The following is a 20,635-nucleotide window of genomic DNA, read 5'->3' on the forward strand; positions in this document are numbered from 1 at the left end:
TCGTCTGGAAAGGGTGGGGTTGGGAGCAGGCCGTGGGTTTTTATCGTAAGATTTTTTTTTAGAAAATGGCCAGCAAAGATCTGCTTTTTTAGCATAAACAGAAAGGTCTGGAAAAGGATTGTTTGGTGTATCGGCCTTAAAGGTTGATGTTTCTGAAGGATAGGAGGTTTTATGCCCAATGAAGGGTTGTGGTTGGTTATGCTTTTGGTGAATTTTGGCTGCATTGCCTTGTTCTATCGTTTTTTTGGACGCGTGGGACTTTATGCCTGGATTCCCTTATCCGTGATTCTGGCCAATGTGCAGGTGCTGAAAACCGTGGAACTTTTCGGCCTTGTCTGCACCTTGGGCAACATCCTCTATGCGGGGAGTTTTCTGGTCACGGATATTCTCAGTGAAAATTATGGGAAAAAAGCGGCGGCAACGGGGGTCCTCATCGGTTTTTTCAGCCTGATTGCCATGACCCTTCTCATGCAGCTTGCCGTTTTTTTCGCGCCCCACGCCTCAGATTTTTCCCAGAGCGCCCTGGAAACCCTCTTTGGCCTCATGCCCCGGATTGCGGGAGCGAGTCTCCTTGCTTACCTGATTTCCCAGGCCCATGATGTCTGGGCCTATGATTTCTGGAGAAGGCGTTTTCCGGCTTTCCGATGGATCTGGCTGCGCAACAATGCCTCCACCATGGTGTCTCAGTTTCTGGATACCCTGATTTTTACCCTGGCGGCTTTCTGGGGTGTTTTTCCGAAGGAAATTCTGATAGAAATCTTCCTGACGACGTATTTTCTGAAGTGGTTGGTGGCGGCCATGGATACCCCCTTTCTTTACCTCGCCGGTCGTCAGTATCAGAACGGCCGGGTGCGGGAAGCATGAAAAAAGAGCCTAAAGGGGGCTGAGGGCCGGGTTCTGAAGGGAGGAAACCATGTCTTTGAAATGCGGCCTGCACGCCATGCCTTACCGGATTCTTTTCCGTCTGTTCCTGGGGCTTCTTGTGGCTTTTTCAGCCCAGAGGCCGGAAGTATCCGCCGCAGAGGAACTTCCTTCGGGTATCCACATTGCCACTCCCGTGTGGGAGGGGCAGACCCAGCACGATGGCACGGGATTTTTCTTTGAAATGATCCGCAAAATCTATGAACCGAGGGGAATTCGGGTCACCTGGGAGTTTGCCAACTGGGATCGCTCCCTGGATCTTGTGAAAAAGGGATATGCGGACGCCATGCCCAGTGTCTGGCGGGAAGACGCGGACGCCGCAGGTCTGAAAACCCCCCGCCTTCCCCTGTATCTGGAATATACGGCTGCGGTATTCAAAAAAAGCACCTTTCCCGCCTGGGAGGGGGTGGCATCCCTTCAGGGCCGATCCGTGGTTTGGTTTAAGGGCTATGATTACCATCTGAGAACGCCCCTTGCGGGTCTTTCCATGAAATGGATGGAAATTCCTTCCGAAGGCAAGCCCTGGCGTATGCTGGCTGCGGATCGTGCGGATGCACTCATTGACGCCCGCATTGATGTGGATCGTTATGTGGAGGAAAACCTGGTGGATCTGGCGGTTTTCCAGGTGGTTCCACTTTGGGGGCAGAAGGCCTATCTGGCTTTTTCCGACAAAGGGCCTGCCACAGACAGACTGATGAGGATTTTTGATGAGGGCATGGCCGAGCTCTTTGTCTCCGGAGAGCTTGAAAAACTTCATGACCAATGGGCTGTGCAAGGATTTGATGCCAGGGCCTGGACAGAATCCGGGGAGATTATTGCGCCTTTGTCCCGCTGAGTTGCCCCAAGGCTTTTCAGGAAAAAGAAGGAAGTCCTGTCTTATCCGGCTCACGGAAGGGCAGACGCATCTGTCTTTCTCCCATGGTTTCGGGAAAATGGGAGATACTGATGCCAAGGAGCCGCACCGCCTGCCTGCCCGCATCCGTACGGGCGAGGAGTTCTGGAATTTCCCGCAGCATATCTTCTGCCCGGCAGATGGGAAAGGGAAGGGTGCGGGTCCGGGTGACGCAGCGAAAATCCTGATATTTGACCTTAAGCGTCAGGCTGTATCCGGAAACATTTTTTCGTAAAAGACTTTTTTCCACATCCAGGGCCAACGCTTCCAGGATGCGCCAGATGGCGTTCTGATCCCGGATATCCTGGGCGAGGGTGACTTCCCTACCCATGGATTTTCTTTCCCTGTGGGGCACGACCGCCCTTTCATCCAGGCCCATGGCATAGGCGTGAAACTCTGCGCCCGCCTTGCCAAAGAGGGCCATGAGGTTTTCCCTGCCCCGTTTGATGAGATCCCCGCCCGTGAAGATCCCATGGAGATGCATCTTTTTTTCCGTTATTTTTCCTACGCCGTAAAATTTGCGGACAGGGAGTTTGTCAAGAAAGCCTCTGGCATCTTCCGGCCGGATCACGGTAATGCCAAAGGGCTTTCGCATATCTGAAGCCACCTTTGCGAGAAATTTGTTGTAGGAAACACCTGCGGAGGCTGTGAGTCCGGTTTCCTGGTACAGGGTCTGGAGCAGGAGCCGGGCTGTTTGGGTGGCGGATCCGGTTTTTTTGATGTCGTCACTGACATCAAGGAAGGCCTCATCCAGGGAAAGGGGTTCGATACAGGAGGAAAACTCCTGGCACAGGGCGAAAATCTGGCGGGAGACAGCGGCATAGACAGCCATACGGGGGCGTATGAAAATGGCCTGGGGGCATTTTTTCAGGGCGAGGGAGGCGGCCATGGCGGAATGGATGCCGAATTTTCTGGCCTCATAACTGCACGTGGCCACAACCCCGCGGCCCTTGGGGTCGCCGCCCACAATGACAGGTTTTCCCCGGAGTTCCGGGTGATCTCGCTGTTCAATGGCCGCAAAAAAGGCATCCATATCCATGTGGATGATTTTGCGGGGGCTGGAGGCGAGGGGGATTTCTGGGGAGGATGAAAAGGCCATGGTCAGAACCTGAAGAGGCGGTGTGGCGCCGGGTCTCTGTGTGTGTCTTTTGTCGGGTTGACGCTTTTATTTCGGGTTATATATTTTAACGGCAACAAAAAATGTTGTTTTTATTTTTTCAGATGGCTTTCCAGACGAATGGAGAAGGTGATGGCATTGATTGAAACCCTTGTGATTGGCGTTCTTGTGTTTCTGGCAGCCGCATATCTGGTACGCCATGTGATGGGAAAAGGCAAGTCCGCGGGATGCGGCGATGGCTGTGGATGCTGCGGGTCAAAATGTGAGAAACCCACGCAGATTCTGGATAAAAGGCCGGAAAAGGGCGAATGATGAAAACGTGGTTGCTGCGGATCTGGAATTTTCTTTTGGGAAGGGAGAAAGGGCTCCCTTCCGTTTCCGGGGAAAAAAAAGATATCAGGAAAAAAGAGCCCCGGAAAAAGGCCGCGCCCCCCCGGAAGAAAAAGACAGGCCCCCCTGAAAAAAGCCTTTCGGAGATCCCTTCTTCCCAGATGCCGGAGAGGGAAGACGGGAGTCAGGCGCCGTTGCCGCCGAAGCCCCAGCGCAGGAAAATGGGGTTTGGTCGGAAAAAAGTGGCCCCGTTGCCGGAAACGGAAAAAAAAATTCCTGTTTTGGATGCGGATGCCGATCTTTTTGTGCTCATGGGAGGTGATCCGGAAAAGGAGGGACCTGCGCGGGAGCCGGATCTTCCGGAGAAAGAGATTCTGGGTGAAGCCGAGCCAAGGGTTCAGCCTCCCCTCTGGTCTGCGCCGGAAAAGACCCTGGATCTCCATGGACTGAATATCCAGCAGGCCGAGATCCGCATGCGTTCTGCCATTCTGACGGCCCGGGTGGAAGGGGTCTATGTTATGAGAATTGTAACGGGGAAGGGGCTGCATTCCAGGAGCGGTACGGCCATCCTGCGGGAGTATACGGAAAATTTTCTGGTTCAGTTGCAGAAAAACGGAGAAATCCGGGCTTATAAGTGGGAGGGCAAAACCAAGGCCAAGAGCGGGGCTGTGTGGGTGCGCCTTCCTGACATACCGTGAAGGTTTTGGGGGCCATGGTGGAAGAGGAGATTCTTTACGGGCAGGGGCTACCCGGATACGGCAAGGCGCTGTATGCGGGTTTGGTTTTGTAAAACATTTATCATAAAGGGCGTTTTCCGTTTTCTTCCCCCACCAAGGGGCTATCATGCCCAACATTATCGTGTGCGATCCAAGATTCTGGATGCCCATGGCGGATATCCGTTATCAGGGGGCTTTTCATCCTGTACGGATTACGCGAAAGAACGGCATGAAAGCAGAGTGAGAAGGAGGCGTCATGGTCAGCAAAACGGAAGAAGCCTTTAATTGTTATTCCCATCTGGCGGGGGGGATTGTGGCCCTTGTGGGCACCCTGTGCCTGATTCCTGTGGCGGCCTCTTCGGCGGCGGGTTTGACAACAGCCTTAATTTACGGGCTTTCCGTAACCTTTCTTTTTTTTGCAAGCGCCCTTTACCATGCCTTTAAGCAGGAGGAAAACGAGGTTTCCTTCTGGAGAAAAATGGACCGTATGGCCATTTTTTTCATGATTGCAGGCACCTATACACCCATCTCCTATTTTTGTCTGGAAGGGAGCTGGCGCTGGGGCATGATTGCGCTGCAATGGGGTTTTGTGGGGTTTGGATTTTTCACCCAGGTCTTTTTCCCCCGTGCGCCTCGGGCCTTTTATGCGGGTATTTACCTTGCCATGGGCTGGACGGCCGTATTTCCCATGAATCAGGTTCTTGGCAACATGTCTTCGGTTCAGATTGTTCTACTTTTTGCAGGCGGCCTGGCCTTTACCCTGGGAGGAGTGATCTATGCGATCAAAAGGCCCCGCATGTTTCCCGGTGTCTTTGGTTTTCATGAGCTTTTTCATGTGATGGTGCTGCTGGGTGGGGGGTTGCACTACGCCATGATGTACCACCTTTACTTCACGGGGCTGACCTGAAAGCTTTTTTAAAAAACGCGAAGTTCTGAGGCCTTTTTTAGAAGCGGGAGCGAAGAAAGCCGGAAAAACCCCGGAATCGGGCGGGGTTTTTCCGGCTTTTGTTTGGGGGAAAAATGGTGTAACCTTTCAGTTCATCCCTCCCTTGATATTTTCAGAAAGAAGCTGGCAACCATGTAAAAAAGGAGCCTGCAATGGAAAGTTCCCATCCCGATGCCTGCGCAAAAGAATCTCCCTTTTCCAGCGTGAATCCTCCTGTGTTCTTAGGTGCAGCCTTTCTCACCCTGGCCATTGTGATGCTGGGGGTTATTTTTCCCGGAAAAATGGAAAGTCTTTTTGGCGTGGTTCATGCCTGGATTCTTGAAACCTTTGGCTGGTTTTACATGTTTTCCGTGGCTGTTTTTCTGGTTTTTGTGATCGGACTGGCCTTAAGCTCCTATGGACTGGTGAAGCTCGGTCCTGATGATTCCACACCGGATTTTACCTACAAAGCCTGGTTTGCCATGCTTTTTTCCGCGGGCATGGGCATTGGTCTTATGTACTTTGGCGTGGCAGAACCGGTCATGCATTGGGTATCACCGCCTGTGGGGGAGGGGGGCAGCCTGGCTTCCGCCCGGGAGGCCTTAAAAATCACCTTTTTTCACTGGGGTTTTCACGCCTGGGCCATCTATGCGGTTCTGGGCCTCTCCCTTGCCTATTTTGCCTATCGCCACGACCTGCCTCTCACTGTGCGTTCGGCCCTGTATCCCCTCATCAAAGATCGTATCCATGGTCCCATTGGGCATGCTGTGGATCTGTTTGCCGTGCTTGGAACCATGTTCGGTGTGGCCACCTCCCTGGGTTTTGGTGTGACCCAGATCAATGCGGGGCTTTCCTATCTTTTCGGGATTGAGCAGGGGGTTGGTGTGCAGATTGTACTCATTGTCATCATCACAGCCATTGCCACGGTGTCCGTTGTGGCGGGGCTGGATGCGGGAATCCGGAGAATCTCGGAGCTGAACCTGGGGCTGGCGGTTCTCCTGGTGGCCTTTGTCCTTGTGGTAGGACCCACCCTTTTTCTTTTTCAGGCCCTGGTGCAGAATGTGGGGGCTTACCTCAGCACCATCGTGAGTCAGACCTTTAATCTGTACGCCTATGAGCCCAGTGGATGGATCGGAGGCTGGACGCTTTTTTACTGGGCCTGGTGGATTTCCTGGTCTCCCTTTGTGGGTATGTTCATTGCGCGGGTTTCCCGGGGGCGGACCATCCGTGAGTTTGTCATTGGCGTTCTGATGGTGCCTGTGGGTTTCACCTTCATCTGGATGACGGTTTTCGGGAATACGGCCATCTGGCTGGATCTGGGTTCTGCGGCAGGTAATATCTCAGCGGCCGTGCGTGCGGATACGTCCACCGGCCTTTTCAGATTTTTTGAATACCTTCCCCTCTCCGGCATTGCATCGCTGCTGGCGACCCTCCTGGTGGTGACTTTTTTTGTAACCTCTTCGGATTCGGGGTCCATGGTCATTGATATCATCACTTCCGGTGGTAATGATGATCCGCCTGTGTGGCAGCGGATTTTCTGGACTTCCACCGAAGGAGCCGTTGCCGCAGCCCTGCTTCTGGCCGGAGGGCTTGGGGCTTTGCAGACGGCTTCCATCACCGCAGCCCTGCCCTTTACCTTTATTATGCTTTTTGTGTGCTATGGACTGTTCAAGGCCCTGCGTCTGGAGGGTTATCGCAGAATGAGTCAGGATGCGGCTTACAATGTGCAGATCCAGGGTGCCAGTGTTTCCTGGCGGGAGCGGCTGAAAACCGTTAATGCCCTGCCAAGAAGGCAGAGGGCCCTGAATTTTATCCAGGAGGTGGCCGGGCCTGCCATGGAGGAGGTGGCGGAAGAATTTCAAAAAACGGGGTTTGAAACCCGCATGGAGGCAGATGAAGGGCAGATCAGTCTGCGGGTGTTGCTGGAAGGAGAGCAGGATTTTCTGTACGGGGTGCGGGTGAAAAAATACATCACCCCCAATTTTATTCAGGAAGGCAGGAAAACCTATTACCGCGCGGATGTGCATCTGAACGAGGGCGGCCAGCATTATGATGTGATGGGATATACGCGGGATCAGCTCGTTGCAGATTTTCTTTCACAGTACGAAAAACATCTGCATTATCTTTCCCTTTCCCGTTGAATTTGCGTTTTTTTCCTGTCCTTCCTTTTTTGGGAAAAAAGGGGAGAGTCTGGATGAGGTTTCGATGCAGCGTGTTTTCAAAAAAGGGGGGAGCGCTCTGAGGCCGTGCTCATCAGGGCCAGAAAATCCGTGAAGCTGCGGGTTTTAAGGGTGCGCTCCAGCATGGTTTCGTTGCGGAAAATCCCTGCAATTTCGGATACAATGACAAGCTGACTTCCAGGATCCGAGGTTGGGGTGAGGATGAGAAAAAGGATGTGGGCCAGTTTGTCGTCCGGCGCGTCAAAATCAATACCCTGCTGAGAAATGCCCACCACCACGACACTATGCCGGAGTCCGTCAATGCGGGCATGGGGAATGGCAATCCCTTTGCCAATGCCCGTACTCAAGGCTTGTTCCCGCTGCCAGACAGCGGCTTCCAGGGTGAGGGGATCAAGACCCAGGCCCTGGGCAGCGGGAAGAACCATTTCCCCGATGGCTTCCCTGGGGGTGCTGGCCTTGAGAGTGCGCAGAAAAAAGCGGGACGCAAGGATATCCTGGAGGGACAGCTGCTGACGGTAGCGGAGAACAAGACGCATCATGGGACCGCTGATCATGGACGTGACCATGGCCATGATGACCAGTGCGACGAAAAGGCGTTCTTCAATAATGCCTGATTCCAGGGCCAGCAGGCCCACAATAATCCCCATGGCCCCCACGGAAACCATGGCAAATCCCACTGCCGAAGCTTCCCGCCTGGGCATGCCGCCCCATCGGGCGCCCAGGAATCCGCCGGTGACCTTGCAGCAGCATGCAAGGGTAATGACGGTCAAAACCAGCTCCAGATCAAAGTGGTCGAGAAAGTTAACTTTTAAGCCGATGCTGGCAAAAAAAATGGGGGCGAAGATATAGGAAACAAAATGATCGATGGTAAAACGTGTGCGCTCGCGCAGATGGGCGGAATCGCCTAGGGCTGCGCCTACGAGAAAGGCGCCGAACATGGCGTGAATGCCGATCCATTCGCTGAAGGCGGCTCCCAGAAGTGCGAGGATCAGGGCAAAGCTCAGTTCTCCTCCGGGCCATCCTGTGTAGGCCTGGACAAAGGGAAGGGCCCTGTGGATGAGGCTGCGGCCCAGGGTGAGCATGGTGAAGGTAAAGGCAAGGGTCATGAGGATGGTCATGGGAATGGAGGGACCACTGGCAGGTCCGGTATCCAGAAGCCCGAGGATCATGGCAAAGATCATCCAGCCCACAAGGTCATTGAAGATGGCTGCACTCACCACGATCATTCCCAGATCGCTGCGATAAAGATCCATGTCCATGAGAGTTTTGGCAATGATGGGCAGGGCGGAGATGGAAATCCCAATGGCAAAAAAAAGGATAAAGACAAGGGGCGATGCGGCGTTTTCGCATCCTAATTTTCCAGGAAGAAGCCAGGCTGTAAGTGAGGCGAACAGGAAAGGAATACAGAGACTGCTGATTCCCACTTTGATGCCGATATTTCCCTGCTTCCATATGGTGGAAAGATCCACCTCAATGCCTGCCACCATGAGAAAAAGGATGATGGCCAGGGTGGCGATGGTGTCGAGTGCAATGGCATTGGGACCTGTGGGAGGAAAAAGAAAAAGGCTGAATTCCGGAGCGAAGGTACCGAGGATGGTGGGGCCCAGAAGTACACCGGCCAGAAGTTCTCCCAGTACGGCAGGCTGGCGGAAGCGCTGGGCCAGTTCACCGAGAAGCCGGGCTGCGGCCAGAAGGATTCCTAAGGAAAGCAGCATGACGAGGATGTTGTGGGGGGACAGGGTTTCCATGGTTTCTCGTCCGGTTAAAGGGGATGGGATGGCGGCCAGGGACAGGTTTCCTGAAAGTCCCATGCCTCATCCAAAGAGGCTGGGCGGAAATTTCCCTGGCTGGGATCAGGGGGCATAAGGCCTGATGGGAACAGGAAAGGACGCTCCGCCCCCCCTTGGGTTTGGATGCGATGCAACAGGATCTTAAAACAAAATGGCGAGGTATTCAGCATTTTTTTTGGGTTGTACTCCGGTGCCCCGGAATATGCGGCCTGAAAAGAAAGAAAACCTTTTGTAAGCGTCTCAGGGAGGTTTTATGAAATGCAGGGGAGTGCTTCTTGGCCTGGTGTTTTTTTTCCTTTTGTGCGGCAGCAGCGGAGCCAGGGATTTCTCCCTTACGGTTTTCGGGGGACAGAGTACCCGGAACCACTGGGAGGATTTTTTCATCACCCCCTTTTCTCTCGATTTTGCGGATTCAAGACTTGCGGCCTGCGCCCTTTCCCTGACCTTTGCCCGGATTCCCATGTGGCATCTCACCTTTGAAGCAGAAGGGCAGGTGGTTCGGCACTGGGGTATTCAGAATCACTGGGAGATCAATGTGCCTGTGGTCATCCGACGCCATCAATTGCCCTGGAGCCATGTGTTCCGAAGCTCCGCAGCCTTTGGCGTGGGACCGTCCTGGTCCAGCGATACCCCGCCCCTTGAAGTGGAAACCCGCGAAGACAGCAAGCCTACTCTTTTTCACTGGTTCATGGAGCTGACCGCAGGACCCCTGACCGCCCCCTGGATGTTCACGGTGCGTCTGCACCACCGTTCCACGGGTTATGATACCATGGCGGCCAAGGGGGGCCTTGATAGTCTTGTGGGCGGCATTCGCTGGGATTTTTAAAAAAACGCCTCCCCTTTCACTGGGAATCGGGGGTGGCTTCGGGCATGAGCGAAGAATGGTGGCTGGTGATCAGCCATTCCCTGCCGTTCCATTTGTAAGTATAGGAATAGCGGCCCTGGACCCTTTCTCCGGTTTTGGCAAAGGTGAAGGTGTAAAGTCCCGCATCCAGGGCGGTGTTGCAGGCAATCTCGATGTGACGCAGGTCAATACTGCCGGAGGGGCTTTTTTCCAGAAAATGATGAAAGTAATCTTCCCTTTCTTCGGAGGTGAAGCGAGGTTTGTTGGAAACCGTGGGCAGCAGAATGGCGTTTTCATCATAGTTGGCCACAACCTTTTTGGCATCGTTGCTCAAAAGCGCCTGATTCCAGCGGTCAAAAAGGGCTGCAATTTCTTCTGGACTTGCAGGGTGACAGATTTCCGAACGCTGGGGGGATGGGGGCGCGCTGATGGGGTGGGTGGCGCATCCGGTGAGCAACAGGAGGCAGAGAAAACAAAGGGCGTACTTCATGGGCGTTCTCCTTGGGGCGGATTCTCGAGGGTATGATAGGGGAAAAAAGAAAAATATGAAAAATATGAAAAAAGATAGCATACCTTGGCATTCCATGCGGTTTTTTTTAAGGGTTCTCTGCGATCCCCTGACGCCTGTGCCGGACCTCCTTGGGTGAAAAAAGTGGTTGCAGAGGTGTTTCGATGCAAAAAATCCGTGGGATTTTAGGGGATTCATCCGGATTCTTATTTTTGTGCCTGCGGGCGAAAGGGCAGCATGCAACGATTTGTGAGTAACCGCATGGAGGTTCTGGCGGCCAACCTTGCCGCCCATCTCATGGAAGATCCGCCGCATCCCATGGAGCCGGAACGGATTGTGGTGCAAAGCCGGGGAATGGAGCGCTGGCTTTCCATGGAGATTGCAAAATGGACAGGGATTGCGGCGCATCTTGATTTTCTTTTTCCAGCAAGCCTCATGACGGAGCTGCTTTGTCCTGCCTGGGGGCTTCTGAGGGATGAGGACCCCTGGAAACCCCAGGTATTGCGCTGGGCCTGCCATGAAATTCTTCCCCTTTTGTCCCCTGGGCCGGATGTGGATGCCGTGCGGGAGTACATGGGAGAGGATGTGCTGCGTCGTTTTCAGCTTGCGGATATGCTTGCAGATCTTCTGGACCAGTACCTGATGTTCCGACCGGACCTTATCCTTGCCTGGGAAAGGGGGGAAGGGACCCACTTTCAGGCCCAATTGTGGCGCATGTTGCGTGCAAGGATTGGTACACCCCACAGGCTTGGCCTCCTGCGGGAATTCACAGGACAGGAAGGATGCCTTAAACTTCCCGCCCGGATTTCCATTTTCGGCGTTTCGGCCCTGCCCCCCCTTTATTTAAGCTTTCTGGAAAAACTGTCGGAGTCTGTGGATATCCGGTGGTATCTTCTGGACCCCTGTGAGGAATACTGGGGGGATATCCGTTGTCAGGGGTTCTGGGAGGTCCAGCTTGCGGAGGCCTGCGCCCTGGGGTGGGATGGGGCGGATCTACATGTGGAAAAGGGCCATCCCCTGCTCGCCTCCCTAGGCCGCACAGGCCAGGATTTTTTCCGCAGGCTGGCGGAAATGGGGGGGCACGAAAACCGCCATGCCCAGGATCCTGGCATGGATACCCGGCTGCATCGCCTGCAATCCCGGATTTTGTCCCTTTATCCGTCGGCCGAGGGGGTTTTAGACGAGAGCCTTGGGGGCGGGTCTGAGGATTCCATCGTCATCCACCGCTGCCATGGCCCCATGCGGGAGCTTGAGGTGCTGCGGGATCAGCTGTTGAGGCTTTTTTCCGGGGAACATGCGCCAAAACCAAAGGACATTCTTGTGATGTTTCCCGATGTGGGCGCTTATGCTCCCTATATTGACGGGGTTTTTGGCCGTCCCCTTCCCAATGGGAGACGTCTTCCCTATACGATTTCCGAGCGGCCGAAAGCCATGGAAAACACCCTTGCCGGGCTTTTGATGCGGGTTTTGCTTCTCATGGATTCGCGGTTTGGGGCTTCGGAGGTTTTTGATCTCTTGGAAAGCGACCCTGTGGCCCGTCGTTTGGGGCTGGACGAAGGGGCGCTGGATCGCATCCGATCCTGGCTTGTGGACACGCGCATCCGCTGGGGCCTGGATGCGGCCTTTAAGGAAGCCCTGGACCTGCCTCCCCTTGGGGCGCATACTTGGCGTTTCGGGCTGGATCGCATGATTCTGGGCATGGCCATGGAAGATGAGGGCGGAGCTCCCGAAAAGGGGGGGATCTTACCCTATGATCCCATGGGACCGGATGCGGTGGAGCCTCTGAACGGCCTGCTTGATTTCATGGAAACCCTCATGGCCTTTCACCGGGCCATCCGGGAAGACCGGGACGCCCAGGGCTGGATGGAACTTCTCTGGGATCTCATTGGGAGGCTTTTTGACGAAAGGCAGGAAGACTCAGAGGATTTTCTTTTTTTGCGCAGCATGCTGGATGCCCTGGTCCGGGATACGCGGTTGGCCGGACTTGGGGAAAAGATCCCCTTTAAGCTCATCCAGGCGGTGCTGGGGGAGGAGCTTCAGCGTGCAGGGGAGGGGGGGCTGATTCTGAGCGGCGGCATCACCTTCTGCGCCATGGTGCCCATGCGCTGCATTCCCTTTTCCGTGATCTGTCTGTGTGGTATGAACGATGGCGCTTTTCCCAGAACCCGGCCCAGACCCGCCTTTGACCTCATCACCCAGTCACCCCGGCCCGGAGATCGTTCCAGCCGGGATGATGATCGTTACCTTTTTCTCGAAACCCTCCTTTCCGCACGGGAGAAGCTGTGGATCACATACACGGGTTTCCGGCCGGAAGATGGCAAGCCCCTGCCTCCTTCGGTGCTGGTGCAGGAGCTTGTGGATGCCCTGCATGGGGATGAGGGTCCCGTTCTGCCAGGCCTGATACAGGCCTATCCTCTGCAGGCCTTTTCGGCAACGCTCTTTACCACCGAGGATCCTGCGCCAGGTGTTCTGTTCAGTTACAGTTCCGTATTCCGGGATGTGGCCAGGGCCTTTTCCGTGCAGGGGGAAAAGGAAGGGCCGGTGTTTCAGGATGGCGCCCTTGAAGGGCAGGATGCGGAACATCGGGTGGCTTTGGACGATTTTCTGGCTTTTTTTCAGGACCCTTCGGCTTTTTTCCTGGGGCGCTCTATGCAGATACGGATGGAAAGGGAAGGGGATGCACTGGAGGATCGGGAAAATTTCAGCCTGGATGGTCTTGGATCTTACACCCTTCAGGCGGCTTTTTGTCGGGCTGCCCTGGAGGCCATGGATGAAAGGCAAGCCCTTGCGCGGCTTGAGGCCCAGGGGCTTCTTCCCATGGGAGCCTGGGGACGGACCCGGGTGGCGGAGCTGGCGGAAAGGGGCCGGGCCCTGGCTGCGGCCTTTATTGAAACACCCGGTGAGACGGGTGGGGAAATGCGTCCTTTCACACTGGAGCTGAAAGGCCTGCGCCTGGAAGGAAGTCTGCCGGAATGCCACCGTCCGGAGGGGGAAAAGATCTGGAGAGCTGGGAGCTTAAGGGAAAGGCATCTTCTTGGGGGCTGGCTGCGTTTTCTTGTGCGTCAGGCCCTGGGGCTGTCCCTCTCCCTTTCTCTGGTGGGCATGGGCAAAGAGGGGGTTGAGCGGTGTCATTTTTCGGGATCCCTTGTTTCAAGGCAAAGGGCTCTTGAGTATCTGGAGCAGCTCATGGGTCTTTACAGGGCGGGTCTTCGAAAACCCCTTCCCCTTTTTCCCCCTCTTTCAAAGATCTGGGCGGAGGATGTCTTGGGAAAAAAACCGAATCCGGAAAAAACCATGGAGACCCTGCGCAGAAACTGGGACAGCGGGGAAAAATCCTACCTCCTGGGTCCCGGAAAGGCGGCACTTCTGCTCTGGCGGGGCAAGGACCCCTTTGAAGCGCCCTTTGCCGAGACCGCAGAGACTCTCTGGCTGCCCCTTCTGACGGCCCTGGGGGAGGAAGGAGCGTGATTTCTGTGCAAGCCTTTGACCCCTTACATACCCCCCTTGAGGGCACCTTGCTGATGGAGGCCAGCGCAGGAACGGGTAAAACCCATACCATTGCCAGTCTTTTTGTCCGGCTTGTGCTGGAAAAGGCCCTGGAGGTGGATCGCATTCTGGTGGTGACCTTTACGGAGGCGGCCAGCGCGGAGCTGAAAGAGCGGATCTATGCAAGGCTTTCCGATACCCTGGCGGCCATGGAAGGCCGGCCGTGCAAGGAAAGTTTTTCCGAAGAAATGGGCCAACGCCATGGGAGGGATCCAAAGGCAAGGCTGAAGATTCTTACGGCCATCCGCAATTTTGACCGCGCTTCCATCGGTACCATCCATGCCTTCTGTTACCGTATGCTCCGGGAAAACCGTTTTGAATCCGGTCTGCGTTTTGATGCAGGCCTGGTCACGGAGGCAGGGGTATTGCGTCAGAATGCGGCGGATGACGTATGGCGAAAGGAGATGGCCTGCCTTGATGAAAGGGTGGCTGCCCTCTGGGTCCGGAATCTCACTCCAGAGCGTCTTGCCATTCTGGCCGGGCGGTACGGAGGGCCGGATACCCATCTCACACCCCATGGCGATATGCCGGATCTTCTGCCGCTTGTGGGGATGCTCAGTCTCTCAGAGGAAAGGGTGAAGGAAATCTGGCGGGAAGACCGCAAGACTCTCTGCACGCTTTTGCGGACGGACACCCGTCTGAATCGGAACATTCTGCGGTCTGCAACCCTGGAGAAGGGATTCAGGGAGTTGGATGCCTGGAGCCTGGGGCTGCGGACAGCCCTGCCGGATATCCTTGGAAAATTATCTCCCTGGGAAATGCAGCGGGCCACGAAAAAAGGTGCTTCCACGCCCCAAAGCCCCCTGTGGGAGGCCTGCGGAGCCTTGCAGGAGGCCCGAAAGACCCTGGATGAGGCCTCTGATCTGGCCCATGCCCTTTTCATGAAAACCAGGATTCAGGCCGTGCGGCTGCGGGAGACCGAGCTCAAGGAAGAGGCCGGGCTTCTCACCTTTGATGACCTTCTCGTGCGGCTTAGGGATGCGGTGCTGAGGGATGGACAGGAAGGCATGTGCCAGCGGATCCGGGAGCTTTTCGGCGCTGCGCTCATTGACGAATTCCAGGATACGGATCCTGTGCAGTATGCCATTTTTGACCGGGTTTTTGGGGAATCCGGCCTGCCCCTTTTGCTCATCGGAGATCCCAAACAGGCCATTTACGCCTTTCGCGGAGCCGATGTCTTTGCCTATCTGGAAGCTGCGCGTAAAAGCCGGAACCGCTACACCCTGGATCGCAACTGGCGGTCGGATCCTGCGCTCATTGATGCGGTGAACCGGATTTTCAGCAAAAACCCAAAGGCCTTTGTCCTGGATGCCATGGAGTTCATTCCTGTACAGGCTGCGGACAAAGAGAGGGAGGTCTTTACGGATCCTGAAAATCCCGAGGCCTTTACCTTCTGGCTTGGGGAATCTCCGGACGGGGAAGGCCTGACCGTGGACGGGTTGCGGCGTCGGGCCCTGGGGGCTGTGTCCGATGAAATGGTCCGCTTGCTGGAAGGCGGCCTGACGCATGCGGTTCGGATGGGGGAAAGGGGGCTTGGGCCTGGGGATATGGCGGTTCTGGTGCGCAGCAACCATGAAGCCCTCCTGACCCGTAATTTTCTTTCAGAGCGAGGAATTCCTGCGGTAATCCATTCCGATGGCAATGTCTTTGACAGCCCGGAAGCCGAAGAATTGTTCCTGCTCCTGTCCGCCATGCTTCAACCCTGGGATGGCGCCAGGCTGCGGCGGGCGCTGGCAACGGAGATGCTGGGTTTTACCCTGAAAGATATCGACCTTCTGAACAAAGACGAGGTTGTCTTCCATGGTCAGGTCCGTTTTTTTCTGGAGGCTCGGCGTCTCTGGCGGGAGCGGGGTGTTTTGCGCATGCTGACGGACTTGTATGAGAGGGGAGGTGTGCTGGTCCGGGTTGCGGGTCTCTTTCAGGGCGAGCGTCGGGTGACCAACCTCTTGCACCTTGCAGAGCTTCTTCACACTGCGGAAAATCAGGAAAAGCGGGGACCAGAGGTGCTGCTTCGCTGGTTTGAGAGGCAGCGGGATTCTTCCCTGCCTCGTCGCGTGGAAGCGCCCTTGCGCCTGGAGAGTGATGGGGAGCGGGTGCGGATTCTCACGGTGCATCGATCCAAGGGGCTGGAATTTCCCATTGTGTTCTGTCCCTTTCTTTACACGGGAAGTGATATTCTCGATCCCGGTGTCAACCCGGAAAAGGTGCTGGTTTTCCATGATCCGGAAAGGGGACAGGGGCTTTGTGTGGATTTTGGCGGATCAGGGGAGAGAAGCCGGGAAGAGGCCCTGGCCCGGAAGGAAGCCCTGGCGGAGCAGACCCGGCTTTTATACGTGGCCCTGACCCGCGCCCGTCATCGGGTGTATGCGGTCTGGGGCCGGATCCGACGGGTCCGGGGTCGGGCTGCGGCCTGGGTGCTTCATGGGGTGGAAGGGGCGCTTCCGGATGCTTTGGAGCTTGAAAAGGATATGATGGACCTTGCCCAACCCGGCGTTCTGGGGTGCAGGCCGCTGCCCGAAGACAGGGGGATGCGCTGGACGGCCCAGGCCGGAGATTTGCAGGCCCTTATGGCCTGTGCGGCCCCATCGCTGTCCCAGGATGCTTTCCGGATCAGCAGTTTTTCTTCCCTTGTGGCGGGAAGGTATATGGATACCGCAGCGGACCGGGATGGGATCTCTTACATGGCGCAGCGGGAAACAGGGCGTCCTGAAGGCGGCATCGCCGCCTTTCCTGCAGGAACCCGGGCTGGCACCTTCATGCATCATGTGTTTGAAAATCTGGACTTCACAGGCAGTCCCCTGCACTGGCAGGCTGTGGTGGAAAAAAGCCTTGGCATTTACGGCTATGACGGAACCTGGACACCTGTGATCTGCGACATGGTGGACAAGGTGATGCGTCTATCCCTTGGGGAGGGCGGTTTTTCTTTAAAGGAGGTGGCGCCCGGGGCCCGGATCCGGGAGTTGGATTTTTATTTTCCCCTGAACATGCTGGATTCCAGGGATATTTCCCGCTGGGTGCGGGAAATCACGCAGGAGGCCTGCGATTTTATTCCGGAACAACTGGAAAGGCTTCAGTTTTCAAGGACCAGCGGCTATCTGCGGGGGGTGATGGACCTTGTTGTTTACCATGGGGGCCAGTACTTCCTTTTAGACTGGAAATCCAATTATCTGGGGGAAAGCCCAGGGGATTACGGGCCGGAAATGCTGAAAAGGGAGATGGCCGCCCACCTGTACACCCTTCAGTATCATCTGTATGTACTGGCCCTGGACCGCTACCTTTCCCTGCGCCTTGAAGACTATGATTATGAAAGGGATTTTGGCGGGGTGGCCTATGTCTTTCTCCGGGGTGTGGATCCGGATGCCGCTCCGGGATGCGGGCTTTTTTTTGAAAAACCGCCCGCGGAAAGAATCCGGCAGATGGGTCGTTGGATGATGGCTGAAGGTCTGATGAAGACGGAGGAATAGGCAAGGGGGTTTTGGGGAACCAGGCCCGGAAAACAATGAAAAAAAGAGAAAAATCAAAGGTTGATGATGGCCATCGTTGAAAGGTATGAAACGTTTTTGTTTGATCTGGATGGCACGCTGACAGATCCGAAAGAAGGTATCACCCGGTCCGTTCAGTACGCCCTGAACAGAATGGCGGTTCAGGAAGAGGACCTTGAGGGACTGGTCCGGTTCATTGGACCGCCGTTAAAGGAATCCTTTGAAAGGTATTATGGGTTCAGCGCGGCCGAGGCCGTGCAGGCCATTGGGTATTACAGGGAATATTTTCAGGCCAGGGGTATCTTTGAAAATTTTGTCCTGGAGGGTATGGACAGGATTCTGGCCCGGCTGATGGAAAAGGGCAAAGGGCTTTTTGTGGCCACATCTAAGCCCACGGTCTTTGCGAGAAAAATTGCAGACAGATTCGGACTTTCTCCCTATTTCACGGAAATCGTGGGCAGTGAGCTGGATGGGAGGCGTTGTGAGAAGGCGGATGTGATCCGCCATATTCTGGATCACCATGGCATCCGTAAGGAAAAGACCCTGATGATTGGCGACAGGGAACATGATATCCGGGGTGCCTTGAAAAACGGCATGGATTCCCTTGGGGTTGGCTTCGGGTATGGCAGCCAGGAAGAGCTGGAAGGCGCAGGCGCGGATTATTATGTGGAGACCATCGGGGCCCTTGAGCGGCTCTTGTTCGGATAAAAATCCTCATGCAAGGTGCGTTCTGCGCATACGCGGGGTATTTCCCGTGAAGGGGGAGAGTGCAAGACAGGAGCCAGCCTTTGGAAAAGCTTGAAGTCTTTGATCCGGGAAAGGATGGGGATCTGGCCGTTTTTTTCCGCATGCGGCCTCTGGACACGCACCTTGCGGCCCTTTTTCAGCGCATGGATCCGGACATGGATCCCCTTTTGGGTCTTGCGGTGAAAATTCTTTCCGCCCGCACCCGGGAGGGGCATGTGTGTCTGGATCTGGCGGGCCGGGATGGAATCTGGCCCAGGGCCCTGCGCATGGCGGGCATGGAAGCGAGTCTGGATGCCTGCCGCAGGAAGATGGCGACCTCCTCCCTTGTGGGAGAGAGGGCGGAAGAGATCCGGCCCCTTATTCTCGCAGGGAATCGTCTGTACCTGCGCCGGTATTTCCGGGCGGAGTCCGGGCTTGCCGAAGGGCTTCTGAAGCGGGCCAGGGAGGATGTGCATTTACCGGATGCCGTTGCCCTGAAAGAAGCCCTGGATCGGTTTTTTCCAGGCCAGCCTCAGGGGCCTGTGAACATGCAGGTGATTGCGGCCTTTGCAGCGACGAGAAAGAAGCTCTGCGTGGTGGTGGGAGGACCCGGAACGGGAAAAACCACCACCGTGTGCCGACTGCTGGCGACCCTGTGCAGCCTTGTTCATCCCCTGCCCGAGGTGGTGCTGGCCGCACCCACGGGTAAAGCCGCAGGCCGCCTGGCCGCCTCCATAACAGCGGGCAAGGTGGGTCTGGGCGGGCTTGGGGAAGGTCTTCTTGCCGCCATCCCTGAATCGGCTTCTACCCTGCACCGGCTTCTTGGCGCAGGGCAGGGGGGCAGGTTCCGTTATCACAGAGACAATCCCCTTTCCGCAGACCTGGTGGTGGTGGATGAGGTTTCCATGGTGGATCTTTTTCTCATGGCCCGTCTGGTGGAAGCCCTGAAACCCCAGGCCCGCCTCATTCTTCTGGGGGATCGTTTTCAGCTTTCCAGCGTGGCGCCGGGAGCGGTGCTGGGGGAAATCTGCAAAGGCGCTGTTAATCAGAAATCCGTGGCCTTTGCACGGGATTTTGAAAGCACCATGGGCGAATCTCTCAGGGATCTGCCCGTTCATCCACGGGTTCCGGTTATGGCCGATTGCGTGGTGGAGCTGACCCAGAGCTGGCGCTTTGACGCCGCAGGAGGTATTGGCCAGCTGGCCTGCGCCTTGAATGAGGGCTGCAGCGAAGGGGTGAGGCGGATGCTCATCCAGGAAAAAAGTGCGGGGGTCTGCTGGTGTCCTTTGGTGGGGCCTGGGGACCTGGAAGCCATACTTGGGCCTTGGGTAAAGGAAGGGTTTGGCGATCTGATGCAGGCCGAGGATCCGGAATCCGGTTTTGCGGCCCTGGAGCGTTTCCGGATTCTCTGTCTTCTGCGGGAAGGCCCTTTTGGCGTGGAAGGGCTGAACAGCCTTGCAGAAGGGATTCTCAGAAAAGAAGGCTTCTTGCGGATGGCGGCTCCCTGGTACGCGGGACGTCCGGTGATGGTGGGCCGGAATGATCCTGCAACGGGTCTTTTCAACGGAGACGTGGGCATAACCCTGAAAGATGGAAAAACCGGAGAGATTCGGGTGTATTTTCCCTGGGAGGGGGGGGGATTCCGGGCTTTTCATCCCCTGCGGCTTCCGGATGTGGAAACGGTTTTTGCCATGACCGTACACAAGAGCCAGGGCTCGGAGTTTGACCGGGTGCTCCTTGTGCTTCCGGATCGGGATACGCCGGTTCTGACCCGTGAGATCCTCTACACGGCTGTGACACGGGCAAGGCAGAAGGTGGTGCTGGCGGGCGGGGCGGAGCTCTTGGCCCTGGGTGCGGGTCGGACCATACGCCGGGCTTCGGGCCTGGGTGAAACCCTGTGGCGGGTTCAGGCAGAATGAAGAAGACCTTACGGAAATACCTATCCCATGGGGAGGGTGAAGGGAGCGGGGGGAAGGCGCAAGTGCCGGGTGGGGATGCATTCATCAAAAAACCGTCATGATGCCCATGCATGGAGAATCATGACGGTGAGGGTGTTGGGGGGCTGTGCTCAGGTCTGGATGAATTCGGTTTTTTCCAGTGCAAGCTCAATGTGAAATTTCTTGCCGTTCACGTGGAAGACCATACGGCGGTTGTCCCGGTAATCGCAGTCCAGAATCAGGGTGATGGCGGAGTTGAGGGCAAGGGCCTTGGGTTGGCCGCAGAAGCTTGAAAGCTGGAATTTATCTTCCACGGTGCGCATGAGCAGACCCATGATTTGGTTGGTCATTTCACCGATGCTGTCTGCCACCTCGTTGGAAGTATAATCCTTGGCCAGCTCGTCCTTGGGAATCCCCATGCTGGTCATGTAGTGGGTGTAAAGCTCCATGGAGGCGGCCCCGGAAAAATTCATGACCACCAGTCCGTTGTAGTCCCCGGTGAACTGCACAAAGCAGCCGATCTCAGGTTTCATGGTGACTTTGGGAATTTCCTGGAATGTGGTGGAATATTTGATGGGGAGCTTGGTGCTGGACTCCAGTACATGACGGGTTGCCTTGCAGAGGATAAGGGCTATCTGATCTATGGTGGAAAGTTTTTTTTCCGTATCCATAAAGGAAAATCCTTTTTTCCGGTGTAAAGGTTGGGGACATTTTACGGTAT

Annotated in this window: 15 protein-coding genes; 11 read left to right on the forward strand and 4 right to left on the reverse strand. The window is 55.7% G+C overall.

From position 1 onward, the window contains the following. Positions 1-171 precede the first annotated feature (171 nt). Both RBR60_RS03930 and RBR60_RS03935 read left to right on the forward strand, forming a co-directional pair. On the forward strand, positions 172-864 hold the full coding sequence (locus RBR60_RS03930) for a queuosine precursor transporter (protein ID WP_320354573.1): 693 nt from the start codon (positions 172-174) through the stop codon (positions 862-864). Positions 865-913: 49 nt separating this feature from the next. Next, positions 914-1,756: a transporter substrate-binding domain-containing protein gene (locus tag RBR60_RS03935; protein WP_320354574.1), complete on the forward strand. Its 843-nt coding sequence runs from the start codon at positions 914-916 to the stop codon at positions 1,754-1,756. Between the two features lie 16 nt (positions 1,757-1,772). Here the strand turns inward: RBR60_RS03935 and dinB are convergent, their stop codons facing one another. Beyond that, positions 1,773-2,912, reverse strand: coding sequence for a DNA polymerase IV (dinB, locus tag RBR60_RS03940; RefSeq protein ID WP_320354575.1), 1,140 nt, complete (start codon positions 2,910-2,912; stop codon positions 1,773-1,775). A 150-nt stretch (positions 2,913-3,062) separates the two neighbouring features. Here dinB and RBR60_RS03945 point away from each other — a divergent pair, with 150 nt between their 5' ends. The 4 genes from RBR60_RS03945 to RBR60_RS03960 all read left to right on the forward strand — a co-directional run bounded on the left by RBR60_RS03945 (position 3,063) and on the right by RBR60_RS03960 (position 7,042). Next, on the forward strand, positions 3,063-3,242 hold the full coding sequence (locus tag RBR60_RS03945; protein WP_320354576.1) for a FeoB-associated Cys-rich membrane protein: 180 nt from the start codon (positions 3,063-3,065) through the stop codon (positions 3,240-3,242). 239 nt (positions 3,243-3,481) lie between these two features. Beyond that, positions 3,482-3,958, forward strand: coding sequence for a Smr/MutS family protein (locus tag RBR60_RS03950; RefSeq protein WP_320354577.1), 477 nt, complete (start codon positions 3,482-3,484; stop codon positions 3,956-3,958). Between the two features lie 274 nt (positions 3,959-4,232). Continuing rightward, on the forward strand, positions 4,233-4,883 hold the full coding sequence (gene trhA / locus RBR60_RS03955) for a PAQR family membrane homeostasis protein TrhA (RefSeq protein WP_320354578.1): 651 nt from the start codon (positions 4,233-4,235) through the stop codon (positions 4,881-4,883). 191 nt (positions 4,884-5,074) lie between these two features. Continuing rightward, positions 5,075-7,042 (forward strand): choline BCCT transporter BetT, encoded by a 1,968-nt coding sequence (locus RBR60_RS03960; protein WP_320354579.1) that lies wholly within the window; start codon positions 5,075-5,077, stop codon positions 7,040-7,042. Between the two features lie 77 nt (positions 7,043-7,119). Here the strand turns inward: RBR60_RS03960 and RBR60_RS03965 are convergent, their stop codons facing one another. Further along, entirely contained in the window at positions 7,120-8,829 is a 1,710-nt protein-coding gene (locus RBR60_RS03965) for a cation:proton antiporter (RefSeq protein ID WP_320354580.1), read from the reverse strand. Positions 8,830-9,124: 295 nt separating this feature from the next. Between RBR60_RS03965 and RBR60_RS03970 the strand changes: the two genes are divergently transcribed. Further along, positions 9,125-9,697, forward strand: a complete 573-nt coding sequence (locus RBR60_RS03970; protein WP_320354581.1) for a hypothetical protein — start codon at positions 9,125-9,127, stop codon at positions 9,695-9,697. A 16-nt stretch (positions 9,698-9,713) separates the two neighbouring features. On the opposite strand, the gene RBR60_RS03975 is transcribed toward RBR60_RS03970, so the two are convergent. After that, entirely contained in the window at positions 9,714-10,205 is a 492-nt protein-coding gene (locus RBR60_RS03975; RefSeq protein ID WP_320354582.1) for an SgcJ/EcaC family oxidoreductase, read from the reverse strand. A gap of 255 nt (positions 10,206-10,460) precedes the next feature. Here RBR60_RS03975 and recC point away from each other — a divergent pair, with 255 nt between their 5' ends. The 4 genes from recC (at position 10,461) to recD (ending at position 19,896) form a co-directional block, all read left to right on the forward strand. Beyond that, positions 10,461-13,691: an exodeoxyribonuclease V subunit gamma gene (recC, locus tag RBR60_RS03980; RefSeq protein WP_320354583.1), complete on the forward strand. Its 3,231-nt coding sequence runs from the start codon at positions 10,461-10,463 to the stop codon at positions 13,689-13,691. Then, positions 13,688-17,233 (forward strand): exodeoxyribonuclease V subunit beta, encoded by a 3,546-nt coding sequence (gene recB / locus RBR60_RS03985; protein WP_320354584.1) that lies wholly within the window; start codon positions 13,688-13,690, stop codon positions 17,231-17,233. The genes recC and recB overlap by 4 nt, the downstream gene beginning before the upstream one ends. A gap of 66 nt (positions 17,234-17,299) precedes the next feature. Next, positions 17,300-17,959 (forward strand): HAD family hydrolase, encoded by a 660-nt coding sequence (locus RBR60_RS03990; protein WP_320354585.1) that lies wholly within the window; start codon positions 17,300-17,302, stop codon positions 17,957-17,959. A gap of 80 nt (positions 17,960-18,039) precedes the next feature. After that, a complete protein-coding gene (gene recD, locus RBR60_RS03995) occupies positions 18,040-19,896 on the forward strand; it encodes an exodeoxyribonuclease V subunit alpha (protein WP_320354586.1) in 1,857 nt (618 codons plus the stop codon). A gap of 149 nt (positions 19,897-20,045) precedes the next feature. Here recD and RBR60_RS04000 read toward each other — a convergent pair whose 3' ends face one another. Beyond that, positions 20,046-20,585, reverse strand: coding sequence for a DUF3334 family protein (locus RBR60_RS04000; RefSeq protein ID WP_320354587.1), 540 nt, complete (start codon positions 20,583-20,585; stop codon positions 20,046-20,048). Positions 20,586-20,635 lie beyond the last annotated feature (50 nt).

It is taken from the genome of Desulfobotulus sp., assembly GCF_034006065.1.
Classification (GTDB): Bacteria; Desulfobacterota; Desulfobacteria; order Desulfobacterales; family ASO4-4; genus Desulfobotulus.

Coding starts and splice junctions, on each gene's coding strand:
- RBR60_RS03930 (WP_320354573.1), top strand. CDS start 172: ATGCCCAATGAAGGGTTGTGGTTGGTTATGCTTTTGGTGAATTTTGGC.
- RBR60_RS03935 (WP_320354574.1), top strand. CDS start 914: ATGTCTTTGAAATGCGGCCTGCACGCCATGCCTTACCGGATTCTTTTC.
- dinB (WP_320354575.1), bottom strand. CDS start 2,912: ATGGCCTTTTCATCCTCCCCAGAAATCCCCCTCGCCTCCAGCCCCCGC.
- RBR60_RS03945 (WP_320354576.1), top strand. CDS start 3,063: ATGGCATTGATTGAAACCCTTGTGATTGGCGTTCTTGTGTTTCTGGCA.
- RBR60_RS03950 (WP_320354577.1), top strand. CDS start 3,482: ATGGGGTTTGGTCGGAAAAAAGTGGCCCCGTTGCCGGAAACGGAAAAA.
- trhA (WP_320354578.1), top strand. CDS start 4,233: ATGGTCAGCAAAACGGAAGAAGCCTTTAATTGTTATTCCCATCTGGCG.
- RBR60_RS03960 (WP_320354579.1), top strand. CDS start 5,075: ATGGAAAGTTCCCATCCCGATGCCTGCGCAAAAGAATCTCCCTTTTCC.
- RBR60_RS03965 (WP_320354580.1), bottom strand. CDS start 8,829: ATGGAAACCCTGTCCCCCCACAACATCCTCGTCATGCTGCTTTCCTTA.
- RBR60_RS03970 (WP_320354581.1), top strand. CDS start 9,125: ATGAAATGCAGGGGAGTGCTTCTTGGCCTGGTGTTTTTTTTCCTTTTG.
- RBR60_RS03975 (WP_320354582.1), bottom strand. CDS start 10,205: ATGAAGTACGCCCTTTGTTTTCTCTGCCTCCTGTTGCTCACCGGATGC.
- recC (WP_320354583.1), top strand. CDS start 10,461: ATGCAACGATTTGTGAGTAACCGCATGGAGGTTCTGGCGGCCAACCTT.
- RBR60_RS03990 (WP_320354585.1), top strand. CDS start 17,300: ATGGCCATCGTTGAAAGGTATGAAACGTTTTTGTTTGATCTGGATGGC.
- RBR60_RS04000 (WP_320354587.1), bottom strand. CDS start 20,585: ATGGATACGGAAAAAAAACTTTCCACCATAGATCAGATAGCCCTTATC.